At 74.3% G+C, this 19,270-nt stretch carries 20 protein-coding genes; 8 read left to right on the top strand and 12 right to left on the bottom strand.

Annotated features, from left to right (window positions below):
* Positions 1-81: 81 nt before the first annotated feature.
* A complete protein-coding gene (locus ACZ4UB_RS31020) occupies positions 82-1,617 on the top strand; it encodes a S8 family peptidase (RefSeq protein ID WP_468075276.1) in 1,536 nt (511 codons plus the stop codon).
* A gap of 75 nt (positions 1,618-1,692) precedes the next feature.
* Here the strand turns inward: ACZ4UB_RS31020 and ACZ4UB_RS31025 are convergent, their stop codons facing one another.
* The 3 genes from ACZ4UB_RS31025 to ACZ4UB_RS31035 are packed head-to-tail and all read right to left on the bottom strand — an operon-like array spanning position 1,693 to position 4,389.
* The gene (locus ACZ4UB_RS31025) at positions 1,693-2,736 is read right to left on the bottom strand and encodes a zinc-dependent alcohol dehydrogenase family protein (RefSeq protein ID WP_354382272.1); all 1,044 of its coding nucleotides are present in this window, start codon (positions 2,734-2,736) and stop codon (positions 1,693-1,695) included.
* 46 nt (positions 2,737-2,782) lie between these two features.
* The gene (locus ACZ4UB_RS31030; protein ID WP_468075278.1) at positions 2,783-3,487 is read right to left on the bottom strand and encodes a lysoplasmalogenase; all 705 of its coding nucleotides are present in this window, start codon (positions 3,485-3,487) and stop codon (positions 2,783-2,785) included.
* On the bottom strand, positions 3,484-4,389 hold the full coding sequence (locus tag ACZ4UB_RS31035; RefSeq protein WP_468075280.1) for a sterol desaturase family protein: 906 nt from the start codon (positions 4,387-4,389) through the stop codon (positions 3,484-3,486). The genes ACZ4UB_RS31030 and ACZ4UB_RS31035 overlap by 4 nt, the downstream gene beginning before the upstream one ends.
* Positions 4,390-5,222: 833 nt before the next feature.
* On the opposite strand from ACZ4UB_RS31035, the gene ACZ4UB_RS31040 reads away from it, so the two are divergent.
* A complete protein-coding gene (locus ACZ4UB_RS31040; protein ID WP_468075282.1) occupies positions 5,223-6,128 on the top strand; it encodes a hypothetical protein in 906 nt (301 codons plus the stop codon).
* 31 nt (positions 6,129-6,159) lie between these two features.
* Here ACZ4UB_RS31040 and ACZ4UB_RS31045 read toward each other — a convergent pair whose 3' ends face one another.
* The 4 genes from ACZ4UB_RS31045 to ACZ4UB_RS31060 are packed head-to-tail and all read right to left on the bottom strand — an operon-like array spanning position 6,160 to position 10,373.
* Positions 6,160-7,395, bottom strand: a complete 1,236-nt coding sequence (locus ACZ4UB_RS31045) for an amidohydrolase family protein (protein WP_468075284.1) — start codon at positions 7,393-7,395, stop codon at positions 6,160-6,162.
* Entirely contained in the window at positions 7,392-8,678 is a 1,287-nt protein-coding gene (locus tag ACZ4UB_RS31050) for an amidohydrolase family protein (RefSeq protein WP_354382267.1), read from the bottom strand. The genes ACZ4UB_RS31045 and ACZ4UB_RS31050 overlap by 4 nt, the downstream gene beginning before the upstream one ends.
* Positions 8,679-8,689: 11 nt before the next feature.
* Positions 8,690-9,574 carry an SDR family NAD(P)-dependent oxidoreductase gene (locus tag ACZ4UB_RS31055; protein WP_468075287.1) on the bottom strand — a complete coding sequence of 295 codons (885 nt, stop codon included), beginning with the start codon at positions 9,572-9,574 and terminating at the stop codon, positions 8,690-8,692.
* Position 9,575: 1 nt separating this feature from the next.
* Positions 9,576-10,373 carry an acetoacetate decarboxylase family protein gene (locus ACZ4UB_RS31060; RefSeq protein ID WP_468075289.1) on the bottom strand — a complete coding sequence of 266 codons (798 nt, stop codon included), beginning with the start codon at positions 10,371-10,373 and terminating at the stop codon, positions 9,576-9,578.
* 159 nt (positions 10,374-10,532) lie between these two features.
* Between ACZ4UB_RS31060 and ACZ4UB_RS31065 the strand changes: the two genes are divergently transcribed.
* The 6 genes from ACZ4UB_RS31065 (at position 10,533) to ACZ4UB_RS31090 (ending at position 16,928) form a co-directional block, all read left to right on the top strand.
* Positions 10,533-11,186, top strand: coding sequence for a TetR/AcrR family transcriptional regulator (locus ACZ4UB_RS31065; RefSeq protein WP_468075291.1), 654 nt, complete (start codon positions 10,533-10,535; stop codon positions 11,184-11,186).
* 141 nt (positions 11,187-11,327) lie between these two features.
* Positions 11,328-13,952, top strand: coding sequence for an MXAN_6230/SCO0854 family RING domain-containing protein (locus ACZ4UB_RS31070; RefSeq protein WP_468075397.1), 2,625 nt, complete (start codon positions 11,328-11,330; stop codon positions 13,950-13,952).
* A 47-nt stretch (positions 13,953-13,999) separates the two neighbouring features.
* Complete coding sequence (locus ACZ4UB_RS31075; RefSeq protein ID WP_354382263.1) at positions 14,000-14,980, top strand: DEDDh family exonuclease; 981 nt, start codon at positions 14,000-14,002, stop codon at positions 14,978-14,980.
* Positions 14,981-15,044: 64 nt separating this feature from the next.
* Positions 15,045-15,278 (top strand): hypothetical protein, encoded by a 234-nt coding sequence (locus ACZ4UB_RS31080; RefSeq protein WP_385776540.1) that lies wholly within the window; start codon positions 15,045-15,047, stop codon positions 15,276-15,278.
* A gap of 84 nt (positions 15,279-15,362) precedes the next feature.
* A complete protein-coding gene (locus tag ACZ4UB_RS31085) occupies positions 15,363-16,163 on the top strand; it encodes an SURF1 family cytochrome oxidase biogenesis protein (RefSeq protein ID WP_468075293.1) in 801 nt (266 codons plus the stop codon).
* Between the two features lie 9 nt (positions 16,164-16,172).
* Positions 16,173-16,928, top strand: coding sequence for an SDR family oxidoreductase (locus ACZ4UB_RS31090; protein ID WP_468075295.1), 756 nt, complete (start codon positions 16,173-16,175; stop codon positions 16,926-16,928).
* A gap of 40 nt (positions 16,929-16,968) precedes the next feature.
* On the opposite strand, the gene amaP is transcribed toward ACZ4UB_RS31090, so the two are convergent.
* From amaP to ACZ4UB_RS31115, 5 genes are read right to left on the bottom strand one after another with little or no spacing between them, the layout of a single operon-like run.
* Entirely contained in the window at positions 16,969-17,523 is a 555-nt protein-coding gene (gene amaP / locus ACZ4UB_RS31095; RefSeq protein ID WP_468075399.1) for an alkaline shock response membrane anchor protein AmaP, read from the bottom strand.
* Positions 17,524-17,531: 8 nt separating this feature from the next.
* Entirely contained in the window at positions 17,532-18,197 is a 666-nt protein-coding gene (locus ACZ4UB_RS31100) for a DUF6286 domain-containing protein (RefSeq protein ID WP_468075401.1), read from the bottom strand.
* The gene (locus ACZ4UB_RS31105) at positions 18,104-18,514 is read right to left on the bottom strand and encodes a hypothetical protein (RefSeq protein WP_468075297.1); all 411 of its coding nucleotides are present in this window, start codon (positions 18,512-18,514) and stop codon (positions 18,104-18,106) included. The genes ACZ4UB_RS31100 and ACZ4UB_RS31105 overlap by 94 nt, the downstream gene beginning before the upstream one ends.
* Before the next feature lie 7 nt (positions 18,515-18,521).
* Positions 18,522-18,752 carry a hypothetical protein gene (locus ACZ4UB_RS31110; RefSeq protein WP_354382257.1) on the bottom strand — a complete coding sequence of 77 codons (231 nt, stop codon included), beginning with the start codon at positions 18,750-18,752 and terminating at the stop codon, positions 18,522-18,524.
* 17 nt (positions 18,753-18,769) lie between these two features.
* On the bottom strand, positions 18,770-19,225 hold the full coding sequence (locus ACZ4UB_RS31115; RefSeq protein ID WP_468075299.1) for an Asp23/Gls24 family envelope stress response protein: 456 nt from the start codon (positions 19,223-19,225) through the stop codon (positions 18,770-18,772).
* Positions 19,226-19,270: the final 45 nt, after the last annotated feature.

Here is a 19,270-nt window from a genome sequence, read left to right on the forward strand (position 1 = left end):
GGCGCTAGCTTCACCTGTCATGAACCCGTCGTGACGCGACCCGCGTCACGACGGCTTTTTCACGGATGATGTGGAGAACCCATGGCTCATCTGGGATCCGCCCGCAGGCGTGCGCTCGCCGTGCCGGTCGGCCTGCTGCTCACGGCCTCGCTCGCCTTCCTCCCGTCGGTCGCGGCCTCCGCCGCGCCGCTGCAACCGGTGTCGGTGGCCGGCTCCGCGACCGCCACGGGACCGGAGCTGTCGTACGTGGTGAACCTGACCACCTACGCCTCGGCCAAGGAGGCGAAGAAGGCCGTCGAGCGGGCCGGCGGCACGGTGGTGACGGCCTATGAGCAGATCGGGGTGGTCATCGCGCACTCCTCGAACCCCGACTTCGCCAAGACGCTGCGGACGCAGCGCGGGCTCGTCGTCTCGGTGGGCGCCACCCGTACGGCTCCGCTCAAGGCGGTCCAGACGGACGAGGAGGGCACCACCCAGAAGCTCAGCGCGGCGGACGCCGCCAAGGCGGCGGCGCAGGCGGCGCCGGGCGAGGAGCCGCTGGAGCCCAACCAGTGGGACCTGCGGGCTATCAAGGCCGACCAGGCTCACAAGATCAACGATGGCAGCCCGGACGTGACCGTGGGCGTCATCGACACGGGTGTCGACGACACCCACCCCGATCTGGCGGCCAACTTCTCCAAGTCGCAGTCGGCCAACTGCGTGGGCGGGACCGCCGACACCACCGACGGCGCCTGGCGCCCGTACGTCGACGGCAGCGACCACGGCACCCACGTGGCCGGGACGATCGCGGCCGCGCGCAACGGCATCGGCATCAGCGGGGTGGCGCCCGGCGTGAAGGTCGCCGCGATCAAGGTGGCCGAGCCCGGCACCAACCTCTTCTTCGCCGAGGCGGTGGTCTGCGGCTTCGTCTTCGCCGCCGAACACCACATCGCGGTGACGAACAACAGCTATTACATGGACCCCTGGTACTTCAACTGCAAGACCGACGACGACCAGAAGGCCCTCGTCGAGTCCCTCACCCGGGCGAGCCGCTACGCCGAGCGCAAGGGCACCCTGACGGTGGCCGCGGCGGGCAACGAGAACTGGGACCTGGCCGCGCCCTCGATCCTCGACGACACCAGCCCCGACGACGCGACCCCCGTGCCGCGCACCGTCGACCCCAAGGTCTGCCCGTCCCTGCCCGCGCAGCTGCCGGGCGTGGTCACGGTGACGGCCACCGGTGACCAGGGCCTGCGCTCGTACTACTCCAGCTACGGGCTGGGCGTGGCCGACGTGAGCGCGCCGGGCGGCGACAAGTGGCAGCTCCCGGCCACCCCGGACGCCAACGGGCGGGTCCTGTCGACCCTGCCGGGCGGCGGCTACGGCTACAAGCAGGGCACCTCGATGGCCGCCCCGCACGTCGTGGGCGTCCTGGCGCTGCTCAAGAGCACGCACCCGTGGGCCGCGCCCGCGCAGCTCCAGTCGCTGTTGAAGCTGCAGGCCGACAAGAAGGCCTGCCCGGACAAGATCTACGACGCGACCGGCGCCCTCGTGGACGCGACCACCTGCACCAGCAAGTGGGGCCAGACGAGCTACTACGGCGCGGGCCAGGTCAACGCGCTCGCCGCGGTGAAGTAGCCGCGCGGGAGCCGGGTACGACGCGGGGGCCGGGCGGGGAAGTTCCCGCCCGGCCCCCGCACCGCGCAGCGGCCGTCAGGCCTTGATCATGACCTTGAGGGCGCTGCGGTCGTCCATCGCGCGGTAGCCGTCCGGCACCTCGTCCAGGGCCACGGTCCGGTCGAAGACGGGCGCCGGGTCGATCGTGCCGTTCAGCACGTCGGTGAGCAGCTCCGGGATGTAGGCGCGGACCGGGGCCACGCCGCCGCGCAGGGTGATGTTCCGGTCGAACATGACCCCGAGGTCCAGGCCCGTCCCGCTGCCGTGCGGCACGCCGACGTAGCCGATGGCCCCGCCGTCGCGGGTGATGTTCACGGCGGTGCGCATGGACTGCTCGGTGCCGACGGCCTCGATGACCGCGTGCGCGCCCTGGCCGCCAGTGAGCTCGCGCACGGCCGCCTCGGCGGCCTCGCCGCGCTCGGCCACCACGTCGGTGGCCCCGAAGAGCTTCGCGATGTCGGTGCGGGCGGTGTGGCGGCCCAGGGCGATGATCCGCTCGGCGCCGAGGCGCTTGGCGGCCAGCACGCCGCACAGGCCCACCGCGCCGTCGCCGACGACGGCGACCGTGGAGCCCTTGCGGACGCCGGCGCCGAGGGCGGCGTGGTGTCCGGTGCCCATGACGTCGGAGAGGGCGAGCAGCCCGGTCAGGAGGTGCTCGTCGGAGGCCGCCTCGGCGGGCAGCTTCACCAGGGTGCCGTCGGCGTGCGGAACGCGGACGGCCTCGCCCTGACCGCCGTCGAAGCCGACCGAGCCCCAGAAGCCGCCGTGCACGCAGGAGGTGTGCAGGCCCTCGACGCAGTAGTCACAGGTGCCGTCGGACCACATGAAGGGGGCCACGACCAGGTCGCCCGCGCGCAGCCCGGAGACCGCCGAGCCGGTCTCCTCGACGATGCCGAGGAACTCGTGCCCGATGCGCTGGCCCGGCTGGCGCTTGGCCTCGCCGCGGTAGGCCCACAGGTCGCTGCCGCAGATGCAGGCGCGCAGCACGCGCACGACGGCGTCTTCGGGTCGCTGGACCGCGGCGTCGGGCACCTCCTCCACGCGGATGTCGTGCGGGGCATGGATGACGGTGGCGCGCATGGTGCGGTCCTTCGGTGACTTCAGGGGATCAGAGTGGCCGAGGTGGTCAGACTGGTACGACTTCCCTACGGTACGCCCGGTCATCCGCGAGGGCGCCCGCGGCCAGCAGGTACTGGGCCGCCGCGTAGGTCGCCATGACCCAGAAGTCGGGCCGGGGCAGCTGCGGCCAGTGGGCGACCCCGGTGGCGATGAGCGTGTCGGAGAGCAGGAACAGCGCCCCGCCGAGCCCGGCCCGCCACCCCAGCGCCCCGGACCGCCAGGCCATCGCGGTCAGCAGCAGGCTGTATCCGGCGACCGGGATCCGCAGGTCGGCCGGGAGGTCCCCCCAGAGCAGGGTCACGGTCCCCAGGAGCGCGCCCGCGTACGCGGCCCCGGCGAGCGGGGAGGCCGGGCGCCGCCCGAAGAGCGCCAGGTAGCACAGGTGCCCGACGGCGAAGGAGCCCATGCCGACGAGGAAGGCGGGGTCCGCGTCGAAGAGCAGGGCGAGGTCCCCGCCCCACCCGAAGAACAGCGCGGCGACCAGTGCCCGGGGCGCGCCGCGGGTGAGCGCGTAGCCGATGAGCAGGGGCATCAGCAGGGGCTTGAAGACCAGGTGCCCGGTGTCCCAGCCCGCGAGCAGGGATCCGAGGTCGGCGGCGGTGGCGACGGCGAAGCCGAAGAGCGCGGCGGATCCGAGCGCGGCGGGCCGGGAGTCGGCGGGCCGCGGGTCGGCGGGCCCGGAGGCGGGGGCTCCGGTGCGGGGGGCGCTCACGCGGCGGGCTCGGCGGGAGCGGGGGCCGGTGCGGGGTTCGGGGAGACCGTGGCGGCGACGGCGGGGGTCGCCGGCGCGGGCTGCCAGCCCGGGCCGCGCAGGACCCGTCCCGCGCGCTCGCGCCAGCTGGTGGCGGCCCGTACGTCCCGGGCGATGGCGGCGTACTCGTGCGTGGCCACGCGCAGCGGGTTGTAGGTCGCGATGTTCTTGGTCAGGCCGAATGCGGGTCGCTCGGTCTCCGCCACCCACGAGCCGAAGATCCGGTCCCAGACGATCAGGATGCCGGCGAAGTTGCGGTCCAGGTAGCCGCCCTGGGAGGCGTGGTGGACGCGGTGGTGGGAGGGGGTGTTGAAGACGTACTCGATCGGTCGGGGCAGCTTGTCGATGCGCTCGGTGTGGATCCAGAACTGGTAGACGAGGTTGATCGAGTAGCAGAAGGCGACGGCGGCCGGGTGCACGCCGAGCGCGATCATCGGCAGGTAGAACGGCCAGGAGGTCCAGCTGGTCCAGGGCTGGCGCAGCGCGGTGGTGAGGTTGAACTTGCGGCTGCTGTGGTGCACCACGTGGCAGGCCCACAGGACGCGGATGACGTGGTGGCCGCGGTGCTGCCAGTAGTAGAGGAAGTCCTGGACGAGCAGCATGAGCGGCACGGTCCACCACAGGACGGGCACGCGCAGCGGGGTCAGCTCGTAGACCGCCGCGTAGATCAGGGCGATCGGGATCTTCCAGACGAAGTCGAAGGCGAGGCTGCCGATCCCCATGCCGAGGCTGGTGACGGCGTCCTTGGTCTCGTACCCGGCGGCGTCCTCGTCGGGATGGAAGCGGTAGCTCACCAGCTCCACCACGGTGAGCAGCACGAAGGCAGGTATGGACCACAGCACGACATCGGGCAGGTTCGGCATGCCCGCACCATAGAGGCGCGTTCCACCGGCCCGCTAGATGTTGTTACCGATCGGTATCCATCGGTGTTACCGACGGTACCGGCGATACTGTCCGACCGGGGCGGGGAGGCCATGTGAGCGGGTTGGAGACGGCTTTGCTCAAGGTCGCGGGCACGGCGGTCGGCGCGGTGGTGTAAGCGGTCCTCGCCCAGGCGCCGGGGGCCGGGACGACCGCCGGCCCGGCGCGCCCGGCCCCGCGCTGGCGGCGCCCGACGGAGCTGGGCGAGGCCGAGCTGGCGCAGCTGACCGCCACCCTCGCGGAGCGCCTGCGCGCCCCCTGCTGCGCGAGGCGGTGCCGGGGGCGGTGCACTTCGTCCACCGCACCTTCCGCGACTACCTGGGCGCCAAGGCGGCCGTCGAGGCGCGGGACTTCGGCGTCCTGGTCGCCAGCGCGCACGAGGACGAGTGGTACGACGTCGTCCGGATGGCGGTGGGCCACGCCCGGCCGGACGAACGCGCCCGACTGCTGCGCCGGTTGCTGAGCCGGGCCGACCGGTCCGCCGGGGACGCCGACCGACTGGTGCTGCTCGCGGCCGCCTGCCTGGAACACGCCCCGGAGCTGGACCCGCGGGTCTGGCGGGAGGTCCGCGACCGGACCGCTCCCCTGCTGCCGCCGCATTCGGTGCGCCAGGCGGAGGAGTTGGCCAAGACGGGCGAGCTGGTGCTGGAGCCGCTGCCGGAGCCGGACGACCTCACCGAGGCCGAGGCGGCCGCCACGGTCCGCACGGCGGCCCTGGTCGGCGGGGACCGGGCGCTCCAGGTGATCGCGCTTCCGGCGCGACGACCGCTTCGAGGTGGGGCACGCGATCGCCGAGGCGTGGAGCCTGTTCCCCACCGACGAGTTCGCGGACGCGGTGCTCACCGACTCCCCCCTGCGCACGGCGCACGTGTACCTCCGCACCGCGGCGCAACTGGCGGCCCGGCAGCGCCTCGCGCACCTGCGTCGGCTCCACCTCACCTGGGACACCGGGGTGCCGCCCGCCGTGTCCGGGCGGCGGGACCTGGAGTGGCTGGTCCTCTTCCGCGACCCGGGACTGACCGACCTGTCGCGGCTGGCGGACCTGCGGGCGCTACGGCACCTCGGGATCTACGACTGCCCGCGGCTCACCGGCATCGAGGGCGTCGGGGAACTGGCCGCGGACCGGCTCGCCTTCGGCTACCTGCGCGACGGCCTCTCGCTCGCGCCGCTGGCCGGGGTGCGCGGGCTGCGTGCGCTGACCATCGGCTACGAGCCCCGGGAGCGCCGGATCGAGGACGTACCGGCCGACGCCACCTTGGCCTCGCTGTCGCTGTGGCAGGGCGCGCGGGGGCTGTCCCTGGACGGGCTGGAGCGGTGGCCGGGGCTGGTGGAGCTGGCGGTCGCCGGGCCGCGGCAGTTCGCGGAGCTGGTGGCCCGGCCGCCGCTCGACGGGCTGCGGAGCCTGGAGGTCCGGCACACCGCTCCGGTCCCCCTCGACGCCTTCGCGGGGTACCGGGGGCTGACCGAGCTGGTGCTGCGCCGCTGCGCGATCGTGGGGTCGCCGGCGTCGGTCGCCGAGCTGCCGGCGCTGCGGCGGCTGGTGCTGACCGAGTGCTCCGGGCCGGTGGACCTCGCCCCGCTCGCGGAGCTGGAGCGGCTGTGCGTCGTGCTGGACCGGCGGACCGCGGTCACCGGGACGCGGCGGTTCCCGCCCGGGCGGCTCACGTACCTGTTCAACTGAGCCGCCCGGCGGGAGGGTTCGGGCCAGGGCGCTACCAGACCCGGACCGAGGCGCCGCGGGCGAAGGCCGGGCTGGTGGCCTGCGGCGGGACCTCGATCAAGGGCTCGGCGACCTCCGAGACGAGCGGGCCGTGCTCGGCGGCCAGCGCGTCCAGGAGCGGCAGGTCGAAGCCGTACACGCGGGCCGCGTTGCCGCCGACCATGGCGGCGACCTCCGCGCGCGGCAGGCCCGCGTAGGCGATGCGGAGACCTTCGCGGGAGAAGGGGGTGGTGCCCTCGTCGTGGGGGTAGTCGCTGCCCCACATGATCTTGTCGAGGCCGATCCGGTCCCGCAGCGGCACCTCGTGGGGGCGCATGAAGCTCGCGCCCACGAAGCAGTTGTCCCGCCAGACCTCGGTGGGGCCCTTGCCCATCGATTCCGCCAGGCCCGCACCGAACTTGGACTCCGCGGTGGCGGCCCTCGCCGCCGCGTTGACCAGTCGGCCGTGGTAGTAGTCGAGCATCTCCAGCACGCCCGGGATCCAGCCGGACCCCTGCTCGGTCAGGACCAGCTTCAGGCCCGGGTGACGCCGGAAGGCGCCGCCGAACATGAGGTGCCACAGGGCGCGGTGCGAGAACCAGGTGGTCTCCACCATGAAGACGGCGCGGGCCGCCGGTTCGTCGCCGAGCGGGGGCGAGGCCGAGCCGCCGTGGTGGTTGACCGGGACGTCCAGCTCGTCGCAGACCGCCCAGATCGGGTCGTACGTCGCCGAGTACAGCTCCGGGACGGGCGAGCCCGGCGGGACGCCCGGCAGCAGGATCCCACCGGTCAGCCCCGCCGCCTTGGTCCGCCGGATCTCCGCGACCGCCGCGTCCACGTCGTTGAGCAGGATCTGGACCACCCCGGCCCGCCGCCCCGGCGCGTCCGCGCAGAAGTCGGCCAGCCAGCGGTTGTGGGCCTGGAGCCCGGCCCAGCGCAGCGCGTACTCGGCGGCGGTGGGCGGCTGCGCCATCAGCGAGGCCTTGGGGAAGAAGGGCGGGATCGTGTTGGGGAAGAGCACCTCCGCCACGATGCCGTCCGCCTCCAGTTCGGCCAGGCGGCGCGCGGAGTTCCAGTTGCGGTCGGCGGTGTCGGCGAGGAGGTCCTCGTAGGGGTTGACGTAGGTGGCCGCCCAGGCGTCGAACTCGTCGTGGTGACGCTTCTCCAGGTACGGCTTGTAGTCCAGGAGGTCGGCGCCCGCGTGGCAGTCCGCCGAGATGACCGTGTAGCGGTCCTCCCCGCCGGTCATCCGTTCACCCCCAGCACCGGGAAGTCGTGGTCGGTCAGCCAGTGCCGGCCCACCTCGCGGGAGCGGGACCAGGAGGCCGTCACGGCCGCCTGGTCGGCCGACTGGCCGAGCTCGGCCGGGGTCGGTCCGATCCGGCGGGCCAGCGGGGCGAGCGCGGCGGTGTCGAAGCCGAAGACCTCGGCGGCGGCCAGCCCCAGCATGCGACGGGTCTCGTCGACCGGGATGTCGTGGAAGGTCTTCTTCAACCAGCCGCGGGTGTTCGGCCAGGTGCCCTCGGGGTGCGGGAAGTCCGAGCCCCACAGGATGTTGTCCACGCCGATCTCGTAGCGCTGCGCCAGCTCCCGGCGCTTGGTGTTGGTCGCGCAGACGAAGACCTGCCGGTCGAGGTACTCGCTGGGCGGGCGCTTCAGCTCCGCGAAGGGCGAGAGCTTCTTGCCGCCGTGCGCGCCGAGGTAGAGCCGGTCCATGAACCACAGTTGGTTGGGCAGCCACCAGCAGCCGGACTCGGCGACGCCGAACTTCAGGCCGGGGTGGCGCTCGAAGACCCCCGACCACAGCAGGAACCACAGGGGCCGGGCGGGCCACCAGGTGACCTCGGAGACGTAGATCCCGAGGTGGTCGCCGTACTCGTGGCGCGGCGCGGCCCCCGAGTGGGTGACGATCGGCATCGCGGTCTCGGCGGCGGCCGCCCACACGGGGTCGTAACGGCGGTCGTGGTAGGGCGCCTTGTCCACCCACATGGACGGGATCATCAGGGCGCCGAGCCCGGACTCCTTGGCCCGGTGGATCTCGGCGACGACCCGGTCCGGCTCGCCCGTGATGGGGAGCAGGGCCACCCCGCAGTGCCGCTCCGGGTTCTGCGACACGAACTCGGCGAGCCAGCGGTTGTGCGCCTGCGCGCCCGCCATGCCCAGCTCGGGGTCCTGGTCGCCGGAGAGGCCGAGGCCGACGCCGAAGGGCGCGGCGGTCTGGCTGTCGACCGCGTCGGCGTCGGGGAAGACGACTTCGGCGGCCACGCCGTCGCCGTCGAGCTCCTTGAGGCGCTGGGTGGCGTCCCACCCGCCCTTGAGGCCCTCTTCGTGGTCGTGGAACCACTTCTCGGCGAAGGCTTCGTTGCGCACGCCGAGTCGGGTGGCCTCCTCGCGGCGGGCGTCGCGCTGGCCGAGGAACTCGTCGAACTGGGGGTGGAAGCGCCGGTCCAGGTAGGGGCGGTACCGCTCGGTCGGCAGCCCGGCGTGACAGTCGGAGGAGATGATCAGGTACGGGTCTTCGTACGCGTTCACTGCGAGGCCCCTCAGTCGAGGATGAAGCTTTCCAGGTAGGCGGGGTTGGCCCGGTCGAGCATCGACTGCGACCGGGCGCGGATCTGCCGGTCGCTGTGCTCGCTCGCCGGGAGCATCCAGAAGCGGTCGGCCCGGATGGCGTCGACCACGTGCTCGGCGACCTCCTCGACCGGCGTGAAGTTCACCTCGTGCCCGGCCCGCTTCATCGCCGCCTCGTACTGGTCGAGGGTGCGGTACGGCGCCTTGCGCGGGCGCTGCTTGGCGTAGCGGTCGGGCCGGTTGCGGTGGGACTCCCACAGTCCGGTGCGCAGCATGTGCGGCCCGGGGAAGAGGACGGAGGCGCCGACCTGCGCGCCCTCGGCCTTCAGGTGGGCGTAGAGCGACTCGGTCATGGTGACCACGGCCGCCTTGGTGACGGCGTAGACGGAGGCGGTGGGCAGCGGGGCGATGCCGCCGTCGCCGGAGGAGGTGTTGACGACGTGGCCGGGGACACCGCTCGCGATCATGCGCGGGACGAAGGCCTGGATGCCGTGGAAGACGCCCCAGACGTTGACGGAGAAGGCCCACTTCCAATCGTTGGGCTCGTGCTCCCACATGCGGCCCTCGGCGCCCGATCCGACGCCCGCGTTGTTGCAGAGCACGTGGACCGCGCCGAAGGTGTCGTAGGCCGCGTCGGCGAGGGAGCGCACCGAGTCGCGGTCGCTGACGTCGACGGTGCGGGCGAGCACTTCGGCCCCGGCGGCGGCGAGTTCCTCGGCGGCCTTGCGCAGGGCGCCCGGCTCGACGTCGGCGAGGACCACCTTCAGTCCCTCCGCGGCGAAACGACGGGCCATGGCGAGCCCGATGCCGCTGGCCGCGCCCGTGACGACGGCCACCTGTCCCGGTTCGAGCCGCATCTCAGACGCTCCCTTCGGGCGGACCGTCCAGGATCTGCATCGGGTCGTCGTAGCGCTGGTGGATGTAGGGCAGGAGCGCCCGGGCGCTGACCCGTTCGACCACCTTGCCCTTCTGGTCGGTGGTCTTCTCGCCGATGGTGATCTCGACGACCCGGCGCACCGGCAGGTCCGCGATCGGGTCGAACATCGACTCCCGCAGGACGACGTCGCCCGTGATGTGCTCCAGCTTGCGGACCTTCTCGTTGCGGGTGCAGTGCACGAGGACGGGGTCGGCGTCGAAGCCGTCGCCGTCCACGGCGGGCAGGAACTTGAAGTAGAAGTCGGTCTTCGTGGTGGGCTCGGGCAGCGGCAGCTCGCGGTCCACCGCGCCCCGCACCTCGACGAAGGCGATCCCGTGCCGGGCGAGACGGGCCCGTACGACGAGGCCGTCGCGCTCGACGGCGACCTCGCCCAGCTTCTTCGGCTCGCCGAACACCTCGCGGCCGCCGACCAGGGCGCGCTCGTGGGTCATCGGCATGACGAGCGGGTACCAGCCCTCGACCGCGCCGTGCCGGGCGGCGACGGCCACGGAGCCCGCGCCGAGCGGGTAGCCGGGCAGGTCGACCTGGCTGATGTTGGCCCGTACGAGCGGCCGTTCAGCGGGCTTGAGCGGCGGCGGGAGGACGGCGGCCACCACGTCCGGATCGCTCTCCCAGACGGCCACCACACCGGTGGACCAGATGTCGGGAAGCTTGGAGCTCTTCTCGCGCGAGGCCGAGATCTCGGCTTCGGTCCGCGCGCCGTACCGTACGCGTGCCATGGGAAGCACCACCCTTCGCGGGGTCCCCCCAGCGGCGGCCGGGGAGGTTCTGTAACACAGTTACACCGCCCGCGATGAAGGGTAAAGAGGTCTGCACACACGAGAACTGACGGACCGCCAGATCAGTTGTTGCTCCACCGGACAGAGTTGGGGGTCTCGATGGCCAGAAGTGCGCTCACCCGCGAGGAGGTGCTGGAGACGGCCGCGTCCCTGGTCAAACAGCACGGTCCGGCCGCCCTCACCATGCGCAAGCTGGCCGCCGAACTCGGCACCGCGGTGACCTCGATCTACTGGCACGTCGGCAACCGCGAATCGCTGCTCGACGCGCTCGTCGAACGGACCGTCCGGGACATGGGCGCGGTGCGCCCCACCGGCCGCACCCCGGTCGACCGGATCGTCTCGGTGGCCCGGACCCTGCGCCGCGAGCTGCGCGGGCGCCCGCACCTGATCGCGATGGTGCACGAGCGCGGGCTGACCGAGCGGATGTTCCTGCCCGCGCAACAGGCCCTCGTGCACGAGGTGCACGCGGCGGGCCTGCGCGGGGCCCGCGCGGCCGACGCCGTGCGCGTGGTCCAGTTCCAGATCGTCGGCTTCGTCCTCATCGAGCGCAACCGCGAACGCTCCCCCGCCCAGTCCCCCGCCGAGGGGGAGCTCTGGGACCCCGCCGCGGCCCCCGACGATCCGGCCCTCTCCCGCGCCCTGGCCCGCCCGGCCGACCCCGAGCGGCTCTTCCTGCTGTCGGTCAGGACCCTGGTGGCGGCCCTGCTGGCACCGGACGGACCGGAGGTGGGGGACGTACGATCGCCTCGCTAATCGCTTTGCGCCGCGCGCCCGTTCCGTGATGGGATCCCTGGACACGGGGGCGGCTCCCCGGCGCGCATCCTTCTCACCTTCCTGCAAAGATCCCGCGCGCCCACTCTCCGCCCCCGTTCCGCACGTCCAGGAGGGGCACCCATCACCACCGTCGAGTCCGTACTGCTGCGCCGGACCCAGACCGTCTACGTCGACCCGGTGCCCGGGTGGGCCCCCGACGGCAGGCCCGCCCTGCGCCGGCTCGAAGCCGCGCTCCTGGAGCGCGGCCACGTCCTGCGCCCGGAGCTGTACGCGGCCCTGGCCGCGCTGCCGGCCGAGGCACTGGCCGACGTCCGGCGCGACCTCGTCGCCCTGATCGACGACCTGCTCGGCGCGGACCGGACCCACACCCCGCTGCTGCGGCGCTTCCCCTCGATCGTGCGGGGCGTGGTGCGCGACACCGACCGGCTCTACGTGGACCGGGTCTTCGCCCACCTCCTCCAGCAGGCGGACCACCCCTGCGTGCTGTGCGGCGAGCAGCGCACCGTCTTCCCCGTGTCCCCCTGCGCCCACCTCGTGTGCCGGCTGTGCTGGGACGGCGCCGACTACTCCGGCTGCCCCCTGTGCCACCGACGGATCGACCCCGCCGACCCCTTCCTGCGTCCCGTGCGCCCCACCGCCGGCGCCGAGCCCGTCCGACGGGGCCCGCTGCGCCTGCTGGGGCTCGGCACCGACCGGGCCGCCGACGCGGGCCGCATCGTGCTGACCCTGCTCACCCGGCGCACCCCGCTCTCCCCGCAGGACCGCGAGGACCTGCTCGTCCTGCTGCCGCTGAGCCCGGCCGCCCGCGGCGACCTGCCCGCGGAGATCCCCGTACGGGAGACCAAGGCGCTGGTCCTGGGCACGCTCCTCGCCGGATCCGCAACGCGGGAGGCCGCGCGAGCACTGCTCGCCGAGCGGCTGACCACCGCCACCGACGTGCTGCGGCTGCTGGCCGTGCTGTCCTCGGGGGACCCGGGGCTGCTGCCGCTGCCGACCCGGTTCGTCTCCGTCGGGCGGCCGCTGCGGCGCGCCCTGCTGGCCGTACTGGACGCCCTGCCGACCCCCTACGTCGTCGAGGACCTGCTGCGGCACCCCACCGCGTGGAAGCGCGCGGCCGAGGTCCTGCACCCCTTCGAGCAGCACGCCCGGCACCCGCGCGCCGCCCTCGCCTTCGCCGCCCTGCGCGGCACCCCGCTGACCGGGCCCCTGGGCGCGAGCCTGCGGGAGAGCGCCGCCGCGCACCCGGACGCCGTGCGGATCGACCCCGACGGTTCCCGGATCCGGCCCGCGACCTGGGGCCACCGGATGGAGGGGACCCTGGCCCAGGGCGCCCCCGGGGCAGCCGCCGCGGTGGCCGGGCAGCGCCCCGGCGAACTGGTGCGCCGGCTCGACCACCTGATGCGCCTGCACGACGGGGACCACCCGGTGCCGGAACTCGCCCGGGCGCTGGAGCACGGGCTGCCCGCGGTGGGCCCCGGCCCCCTGCTGTCGGCGCTCGGAGCGCTGCGCGTGCGCGCCGAGGACCGGCTCGGCACCCGCCGGGTCTTCTTCCCCCGCGGCGAGGTCACCCGCGCCCTGTCGGTGGCGGAGGCGCGCCCGCCGCTGCCCGAACCGCTGGTGCGCGACGTCGTCGGGCTGCTGGAGGACGAGGTGCTGCGCCGGTTCGCCCGGCCCGAGGAGCGCCCGTACGACGTGGCCGTCATCGACTCCGGGCTCGGCGACCTCGCCGTCCCCTTCGCGGAGCGCGACTCGGCCCGGTCCCTGGTCGCGGTGCCGCGGGGCAGCACGGTGGCCCTGCCGCCCGGCGAGGTGCTGCGGCTGTTCCTGCACTGGACGGAGCCGCTGGGCCACCGCACCGACCTCGACCTGTCGGTGGCCTTCTTCGACGCCGACTGGCGGTTCACCGGTCAGTGCGACTACACCCGCCTCGCGCACGGGCCCGCCGGCGCCGCCGTCCACTCCGGCGACCTCACCTCGGCCCCCGCCCCGGACGGGGCGACCGAGTACGTCGACCTGGACCTGACGAAGCTCGCCGCGCACGGGGACGCGTACGCCGTCGCCCTGGTCTTCAGCTACAACAACGTGCCCTTCGACGAGTTGCCCGACGCCTTCGCGGGGTTCATGACCCTGGCGGCGGACGGACCGCGCGACGCCCGCTACGACCCGCGGACCGTGCGCCAGCGCTTCGACCTCGCGGGCCGCTCCCGGGCGTACCTGCCGATGGTGGTGGACCTGGGCGCGCGCGAGGCGCTGTGGGCGGACGTCCACCTGCCGCCCTCCACGTCGTTCCAGAGCGTCGACGCCTCGGGCGGCGAGCAGCTGGGAGCGGCGGCCCGCGACCTGCGCGCGTACTTCGGCTCCGGCACCCGCACCACGCTGTGGGACCTCGCGGTGTGGCGCTCCGCCGCCCGCACCCGGGAGGTGGCCGTGCTCCGGCGGGCGCCGCTGCCCGGGGCGCTCGACGAGCTGTGGCTCTACCGGGCCGCCGCCGGCGAGGAACCGGCCGCCTTCGCCGCCCGGATCGCCGCCCTGGACGCGCCGCAGGAGCGCCGTCCCCACGCGGACGCCGACGGCGCGGCCGCCGAACTGGCGGCCGGGAAGCACGCGTTCCTCGCGCTCACCCGCGCGAGCGTGGCCCCGCAAGGGGGCTCGGGGACGGCGTACCGGCTCTTCCCCGGCCCCGCCGAAGTGCCCGCGGGCTTCGCCCGGGTGAGCGCCGGCGACCTCGTCGCCGAGCTGGGCTGAGCCGGACGGGCCACGGCTGTCGGTCCGGGCCGATATCCTCTGTGACCATGCTCGACGACCGTACGACCGCAGAGACGACCTGGCCGACCGCATACCCACAGGGGTACGCGGTCGTCGACGTGGAGACCACCGGGCTCGCGCGCGACGACCGGATAATCTCCGCGGCCGTCTACCGGCTGGACGCGCGGGGCAATGTGGAGGACCACTGGTACACCCTGGTCAATCCGCAGCGCGACCCCGGGCCGGTCTGGATCCACGGGCTGACCAGTGACGTGCTGGAGGACGCGCCGCTCTTCGGCGAGATCGCCGAGGAGTTCGCCGCGCGGCTCGCGGACCGGGTGCTCGTCGCGCACAACGCCATCTTCGACTGGCAGATGATCGCCCGCGAGTACGCGCGGGCCGCGGCGACGGCGCCGGTCCGTCAGCGGCTGTGCACCATCGCCCTGTCGAAGGAACTGAACCTCCCGCTGCCCAACCACAAGCTGGAGTCGCTCGCCGCGCACTTCGGCGTGGTCCAGCAGCGCGCCCACCACGCGCTCGACGACGCCCGGGTGCTGGCCGAGGCCTTCCGGCCCTCGCTGCACGCGGCGGCGCGCGACGGGGTGCGGCTGCCGCTGTTGGAGTGCCGCCCGCTGACCGAGTGGTCCGACACCCCGGCGACGCCGCGCATCGGTCACCAGGCCTCCTACCGGAGCGCGGGCGCGGGCAGCTGGCGCCAGTCGCGCAAGCGGCCGCCGTGCCCGCACCCGAACCCGGGCCGTTACGAGGACGGCGGCACGCTCAAGCAGGGCATGCGCATCGCCTTCTCGGGCGACACCTCGGTGGACCGGGAGCTGCTGGAGGACCGCGCGGTCGAGGCGGGGCTGCACGTCGCGACCAGCGTGTCGCGGCTCACCAGCCTGCTGGTGACCAACGACCCCGACTCGGCGACCTCGAAGACGGTCAAGGCGAAGTCCTTCGGGACCCCGGTCGTCGACGAGGCCGCCTTCACCCAGCTGCTGCGGGACGTGGCTGCGGCAGACGGGTGAGCATCGGGCGACTCGCCCGGTGACCGCTTTCCCGGTCGGCCCGTCCGGTCCCACTCTGTGGCGCATGGCACGTTGTGAGGTTTGCGGAAACGACTACGGCATGTCCTTCGAGGTGCACGCGCAGGGCGCGGTGCACGTCTTCGACTGCTTCTCCTGCGCCATCCACCGCATGGCGCCCATCTGCGAGCACTGCCGGGTCCAGATCATCGGCCAGGGCGTCGAGGTCGACCAGCAGTGGTTCTGCGGGGCGCACTGCGCCCGTGCGGAGGGGAAGGTGGGCGTCGTCGACCGCACCTGAGCGACCGCACCGGGGCGGCCCCGACCGGGCGGGCGGGTCCACCCGGCCGCCGGCCCCCGCGCACCGAGGGGTACCGTCTTGGGCGTGTACCGCTTCGTACTGACCCGGCAGTGGCTGGGCCTGCACCTCCTGGCCCTCGTCCTGATCCCCTCGATGATCCAGCTGGGGTTCTGGCAGTTCCACCGCCATGAGCACCGGGTCGCCCAGAACGAGCTGATCGCGCGGAACCTGGCCGCGAAGCCGGCTCCGATGACCGAGCTGACCTCGCCCGGGCACGAGGTCCCGCGCGCCGACTTCTGGCGCGCGGTCTCCGCCACCGGCACCTACGACACCGCGCACGAGGTCGTCGTGCGGATGCGGACCTCCAACGGCGACAAGGTCGGCTTCCAGGTGGTCACCCCGCTGGTGCTGGGCGACGGCCGGGTGGTCCTGGTCAACCGCGGCTGGGTACCGGGCGGCGGCGATCCGACCGCCTTCCCGCCGGTGCCCGCCGCGCCCTCGGGCGAGGTCACGGTGACCGGCCGGCTCAAGGCCGACGAGGTCAACGGCGACGGCGGCATCCGGGACCGCAAGGGCCTGCCGGAGCGCCAGGTGATGCTCATCAACAGCGCCCAGCAGGCGAAGTACCTGGGCAGGCCGGTGCTCGGCGGCTACCTGGAGCTGACCGCTCCGGTCCCGCCCGGCGGCAGCCCCGAGCCGGTCGCCGAGCCCGACCACGACTCGATCGGCCCACACATGGCCTACGCCGTGCAGTGGTGGCTCTTCACCGCGGCCGTGCCGGTGGGCTGGGTGATCCTGGTCCGGCGCGAGAAGCGCGACCGCGAGGAGGCGGCCGCCAAGGCCGCCGCCGCGGAAGGCGCCGAGGCCGAGCCCGCGACGGCGTAGCGTACCGGTATGGATCTTGGACTGAAGGACCGCGTCTACGTCGTCACCGGGGCCACCCGCGGCCTGGGCTTCGCGAGCGCCCGCGAACTGACCGCGGACGGCGCACGGGTCGTCATCACCGGCCGGGACGAGCAGCGGGTCGCGGACGCCGCCGCCGCCCTCGGCCCGAACGCGCTCGGCGTCGTCGCCGACAACGCCGACCCGGAGGCCGCCGCCCGCCTCGTCGCCACCGCCCGCGAGCGGTTCGGCCGCTTCGACGGCATCCTCGTCAGCGTCGGCGGACCCGCCCCGGGCGCGGGCGCGGACAACACCGACGAGCAGTGGCGCTCGGCCTTCGAGTCGGTCTTCCTGGGCGCGGTCCGCCTGGCCCGCACGGCCGCCGCCGAGCTGGGCGAGGGCGGGGTCATCGGCTTCGTGCTCTCCGGCTCGGTGCACGAACCGATCTCCGGACTCACCATCTCCAACGGGCTGCGCCCCGGGCTGGCGGGCTTCGCCAAGTCCCTCGCGGACGACCTCGGCCCGCGCGGGATCCGGGTGGTCGGCCTGCTGCCCGCGCGGATCGACACCGACCGGGTGCGGGAGCTGGACGCCCTCTCCGGGGACGCGGCGGCCTCCCGGGCCGCCAACGAATCCCGCATCCCGCTGCGCCGTTACGGCACGGACCGGGAGTTCGGCCGTGCGGCCGCCTTCCTGCTCTCGCCGGCGGCCTCGTACCTGACGGGCATCATGCTCCCCGTCGACGGCGGCGCCCGCCACGGTTTCTGACCGCCCGCGTCCGACCTCCCGCGTCCCGGCGCTCCCGGGCTCAGCTGACGCGCTGGGCCCGGTGGTCGGCGACCTGGAAGCGGATCTCGGTGGGGAGTTCGGCCAGGCCCGCCGAGGCGCGGGCGTGGTCCAGGACCGGGCCGGCCAGCGAGGCGAGGACGTCCGCGGGCACGGCGTGCGGCTCCAGTCGCAGGTCGAGCCGCAGCACGGGGGCCGTGCGACGGCCGCGCAGGGCGACCCGGCAGTGGGCGACCCCGTCCAGCGCGCCCGCCTCGACCGCCACCGCCTCCTCCAGCGCCCGGCCGCGCAGCAGGGCGAAGGCGCCGTCCCCGGTGTCGACCAGGACCGCCGGGAGCCGGGAGCGGCGCAGCTGGGCCGTCAGCCACCACAGGGCGAGGAGCACGCACAGGGCGAGGACCGCGACCACCGCCCACCACCACCAGCCCTCCGCGTGCCAGTGCCGCCGCCGGGCGGCGCTCAGCAGCGGCGCGCGGCGGCCCTCCAACGGCTGGCGCCCGGTGAGCAGGACGGCGCCGCCCGCCAGCAGCACCAGGGCCACCAGGGCGAGCAGGATCCGGTTGACCCTCCCGAGCAGGTGCACCCTCACCCCTTTCCGGCCGGGGCGACCCGGACCCGCGGCTGCGGCTCGTGGGCCAGGCCCAGTTCGGCGAGCCCGACGGCGAGGACCGCCTCCAGGTCCGCCCGTACGTCGTCCAGTTCGCGGAAGTGGGAGACCGCGCGCACGGTCACGTGCGAGCGGGCCACCCTGACCCGGGCCGAGCGGACCCCGGACACCTCCATGGCACGGTCGCGCAGCACCAGCGCGGCGGCCTTGCGCCCGATGCCGGCGCGCACCTCGGCGGGCCCGGGGGAACGCAGCGGCAGGATGGAGCGCAGCCCGGGGGCCACGGCGAGGAACAGCAGCGCCGCCCCGGCCAGCACCAGCACCGCGCCGGCGATGACCACCCCGGTGTCCGCGGGGGCGTGCCGCTCCAGCAGCCGGGCCAGCTCACGGCGCCAGCGCATGCCGGGGCGCCGCGCGCGCACGGCGGCGAGGTCGTAGAGGAGGAGCCCGGCGCCGCCGAGCACCACGAGCGCGGTCAGCGCGGCGGGGACCCGGCGGGCCGAGCGGAAGCGCGGGGCGGCGCGCCGCTCGTCCGGTCCGGCGGGGGCGCTCACCGCAAGCGGTCCCGCCGGGCGGGGCCGACCTGGGCGGGGTGCAGCCGCTCCACGTCGATGTCCACTTCCGGCACCGACATCCCGGCGCAGTCCTCGACCCGCTGGGCGACCCGGCGGCGCACGGCGGAGCACTCGGTGGCGAGATCGGCGGGGTAGCCGAGTTCCAGGCTGATCCGCACGCGCGCGATGTCGTGGTGCACGGTGACCGTGGCGTGCGGGGGCGCGGCTTCGGGCGGCGGTGCGGCGGGCAGCGCCGCCAGGGCCTCCCGGGCCGCTTGCGCCGCGATCTTGGCGACGACCCGGTCCGCGATCCGGGTGGCACCGCGGTCGGCGGCGGCCACCTTGCGCGGGGTGCTCCGCGGGGCGGCGGACGTGCGCGGGACGCCGTCGTCGCGGGGGACGCTCATCGCGGCCTCACCGGCGCCGGTCGTCGCGGCGACCGCCACCGTGGTCGCCGTCGCGCGCGGAGCCCCGGTCGCGGGGCCGGAAGAAGTCCCCGGGGTCCAGGTCACCGTCCAGGAACCGGCCCGCGAAGAATCCGACGGCGCCGAGCGCCGCCACCAGCAAGAAGGCCCCGAAGCCGCCGAAGTACCCGGCGAACCCCAGTGCCATGCCGGCCATCAGGCCGACCACCGCCATGCTCATGCTGGTTCCTCTCGGCGCTACTGGAGCCGGGATTCCGGCTCCTCGTCCTCGTCGTCGGGCAGTTTGACGTCGCTCACCGCGACGTTGACCTCGACGACCTCCAGGCCGGTCATCCGCTCCACCGCCGAGATCACGTTCTCCCGCACCGCCCGGGCCACCTCGCGGATCGACACGCCGTAGTCCACGACGATCTCCACGTCGAGGGCGGTCTGCACCTCGCCGACCTCGGCCTTGACGCCCCGGCTGACCGAGGCCTTCGCCCCGCCCGGGACGCGGTCGCGGACCGCGCCGAAGGTGCGGGAGAGGCCGCTGCCGCTGCCCATCGCGTGGACGCCGATCACCTCGCGGGCGGCCAACCCCGCGATCTTCTCGACCACGCCGTCGGCGATGGTGGTGCGGCCCCGCTCGGCCGGCGGCCTGCCGGGGCCTCCCGATGCGGATGCGGATGCGGATCCGGATCCTGATTCGCTCATCCCCGTGTCCTTTCGCGCGTACGGACTTGCTTCCACGGTATGCGC

Source organism: Streptomyces sp. NPDC028419 (assembly GCF_055565515.1).